Below are 3660 nucleotides of genomic sequence, written 5' to 3' on the forward strand. Positions count from 1 at the left end.
GTAGTCTCCTCTCTCTCGCTGCCAGAATAGCCACCTTGCTAAACACAGGGGGTGTCTGTGAGTTGCTGCAATCCTTTTAAGGGTGGTGAATATGATCACCATTCGTGACGTCGCCCGCCAGGCGGGTGTTTCTGTTGCTACTGTCTCCCGCGTGCTGAACAACAGTGCGCTGGTCAGCCCTGAAACGCGTGAAACCGTAATGAAAGCCGTGACCCAGCTGGGGTACCGGCCAAACGCCAATGCTCAGGCGCTGGCGACGCAGGTCAGCGATACCATTGGTGTCGTGGTGATGGACGTGTCGGACGCCTTCTTCGGCGCGCTGGTCAAAGCGGTGGACGTCGTTGCCCAGCAGCACCAGAAATATGTGCTGATTGGCAACAGCTATCACGAAGCTGAAAAAGAGCGTTATGCCATTGAGGTACTGATCCGCCAGCGCTGTAACGCCCTGATCGTGCACTCAAAAGCCCTGAGCGATGAAGAGCTGGCCGGGTTTATGGAGCAGATCCCCGGTATGGTGCTGATCAACCGTATCGTCCCCGGTTATGCGCACCGCTGTGTCGGTCTGGATAACATCAGCGGCGCGATGATGGCGACGCGGATGCTCATCAGCAACGGCCATCAGCGCATTGGTTATCTGGCTTCAAGCCACGGTATTGAAGACGACATGATGCGCCGCGAGGGCTGGCAAAACGCCCTGAAAGAGCAGGGCATTGCGCCGCTGGAAAGCTGGGTAGGTACCGGTTCGCCGGACATGCAGGGCGGTGAAGCAGCAATGGTGGAACTGCTGGGGCGTAATCTTCAGCTGACGGCCGTGTTTGCCTATAACGACAGTATGGCGGCAGGTGCGCTTACCGCGCTGAAAGATAATGGCATTGCGGTGCCGCAGCATTTATCGCTGATCGGTTTTGATGATATTCCGATTGCCCGTTACACCGATCCGCAGCTGACAACGGTGCGTTACCCCATTGCGTCGATGGCGAAACTGGCGACAGAGCTGGCGTTACAGGGGGCGGCAGGGCTGTTAGATCCTGACGCAACGCATTGTTTTATGCCGACTTTAGTACGCCGCCATTCGGTTGCTATCCGGCAAACTGTGGCTCCGATCACTAACTGATAACATCACGTGATGTAACCGTTTTCAATCTGTGAGTAAATTCACAGTATCTTAACAAGCCGCTGTCTATGATGTCAGCGTTTTAGGGGCTGAAACACAATGTAACGGTGATTATTCACTTTTACCGTTACCAGAATGCCTCAAACAACGAATAAAACGCATTTCTGGAGCGTTACCGAACACGGAAGCTGGACATTTTATAAGTGAACTTCGGCGATCAGTAACGTTTTATTAACATCTGCCCGCCGACCGTTTTTCACAAGAACTACCCTGCATAAAAAAAACCGGAGATACCATGAATAAGAAGGTGTTGACTCTGTCTGCTGTCATGGCAAGCATGCTTTTTGGCGCAGCAGCACACGCAGCGGATACCCGTATTGGCGTGACTATCTATAAATACGACGACAACTTCATGTCCGTTGTGCGTAAAGCAATTGAAAAAGATGCTAAATCAGCGCCAGACGTGCAGCTGCTGATGAATGACTCCCAGAATGACCAGTCTAAACAGAACGATCAGATTGACGTTCTTCTGGCAAAAGGCGTGAAAGCGCTGGCTATTAACCTGGTTGACCCGGCTGCGGCAGGTACGGTGATCGAGAAAGCACGCGGCCAGAACGTGCCGATTGTCTTCTTCAACAAAGAGCCTTCCCGTAAAGCGCTGGACAGCTACGATAAAGCGTATTACGTGGGTACTGACTCCAAAGAGTCCGGGATTATCCAGGGCGATCTGATTGCGAAACACTGGGCGGCGAACCCAAACTGGGATATGAACAAAGATGGTCAGATTCAGTTCGTTCTGCTGAAAGGCGAACCGGGCCATCCGGATGCTGAAGCACGTACCACCTACGTTATTAAAGAGCTGAACGACAAGGGCCTGAAAACCCAGCAGCTGGCGTTAGACACCGCAATGTGGGACACCGCTCAGGCGAAAGATAAGATGGATGCGTGGCTCTCTGGCCCGAACGCCAACAAAATTGAAGTGGTCATCGCCAACAACGATGCAATGGCAATGGGTGCAGTTGAAGCGCTGAAAGCACACAACAAATCCGCCATTCCTGTATTCGGTGTGGATGCCCTTCCAGAAGCGCTGGCGCTGGTGAAATCTGGCGCAATGGCCGGTACCGTGCTGAACGATGCTAACAACCAGGCGAAAGCCACCTTCGATCTGGCGAAAAACCTCGCTGATGGTAAAGGCGCTGCTGACGGCACCAGCTGGAAAATTGAAAACAAAATCGTTCGCGTTCCTTACGTGGGCGTAGACCAGTCCAACCTGGCTGAGTTTATCGGTAAATAAGTTATCTGAATTGTCTTCACTGGGCGCAATTCGTTGCGCCCTTTTATAACGCGATATGCGAGGCCAACAAGGTATAATTATGGTCAGCACAACTACTCAGTCGTCCGGTGAATACTTGTTGGAAATGACCGGTGTTAACAAGTCATTCCCCGGTGTTAAGGCGCTCGATAATGTTAATTTAAAAGTTCGTCCTCACTCTATTCATGCGTTAATGGGTGAAAACGGTGCGGGTAAATCAACATTATTAAAATGCCTTTTTGGGATCTATCAAAAAGATTCTGGCAGCATTCTTTTTCAGGGAAAAGAGATCGACTTCCATTCAGCGAAAGAAGCGCTGGAGAACGGTATCTCGATGGTACACCAGGAATTAAACCTGGTTCTGCAACGTTCAGTTATGGATAATATGTGGTTGGGCCGCTATCCAACCAAAGGTGTCTTTGTCGATCAGGATAAAATGTATCGCGACACCAAAGCCATTTTCGATGAGCTGGATATTGATATTGACCCGCGCGCACGCGTCGGGACATTATCCGTTTCCCAGATGCAGATGATCGAAATTGCCAAAGCGTTCTCCTATGATGCGAAAATCGTGATCATGGATGAACCGACATCGTCATTGACGGAAAAAGAGGTTAACCACCTTTTTACCATCATCCGTAAGCTGAAAGATCGCGGCTGCGGCATTGTCTATATCTCACATAAAATGGAAGAGATCTTCCAGCTGTGCGATGAAATTACCATCCTGCGCGATGGCCAGTGGATTGCCACCCAGCCGCTGGAAGGGCTGGACATGGACAAGATCATCGCCATGATGGTTGGCCGTTCATTGAACCAGCGCTTCCCGGATAAAGAAAACAAGCCGGGCGAAGTGATTCTGGAGGTGCGTAACCTGACCTCACTGCGTCAGCCGTCTATCCGCGATGTCTCTTTCGATTTGCACAAGGGCGAGATCCTTGGTATCGCAGGGCTGGTGGGCGCTAAGCGCACCGATATCGTGGAAACCCTGTTTGGTATCCGTGAGAAAGCCGAAGGCACCATTACCCTGCACGGTAAGAAAATCAACAACCATAATGCCAACGAAGCCATTAATAATGGCTTCGCGCTGGTGACGGAAGAGCGTCGTTCCACCGGTATTTACGCTTATCTTGATATTAACTTTAACTCGTTAATTTCTAATATTCGCAATTACAAAAACAAGGTCGGGTTGCTGGATAATTCCCGCATGAAGAGCGATACCCAATGGGTGATTGAC

3 protein-coding genes are annotated in these 3660 nt (G+C 50.7%); all 3 read left to right on the forward strand.

Annotation, left to right across the window (positions count from 1 at the left end; genetic code table 11):
* Positions 1–91 precede the first annotated feature (91 nt).
* A complete protein-coding gene (gene galS / locus HP459_RS21935) occupies positions 92–1114 on the forward strand; it encodes an HTH-type transcriptional regulator GalS (protein WP_003859324.1) in 1023 nt (340 codons plus the stop codon).
* A 295-nt stretch (positions 1115–1409) separates the two neighbouring features.
* Positions 1410–2408, forward strand: coding sequence for a galactose/glucose ABC transporter substrate-binding protein MglB (gene mglB / locus HP459_RS21940; protein WP_022648695.1), 999 nt, complete (start codon positions 1410–1412; stop codon positions 2406–2408).
* A 79-nt stretch (positions 2409–2487) separates the two neighbouring features.
* Positions 2488–3660: ATP-binding cassette domain-containing protein (locus HP459_RS21945; protein ID WP_171936835.1), on the forward strand; the 1173-nt coding region annotated here is incomplete at its 3' end.

The sequence above is a fragment of the Enterobacter sp. CM29 genome (assembly GCF_013179605.1).
Classification (GTDB): Bacteria; Pseudomonadota; Gammaproteobacteria; order Enterobacterales; family Enterobacteriaceae; genus Enterobacter; species Enterobacter intestinihominis.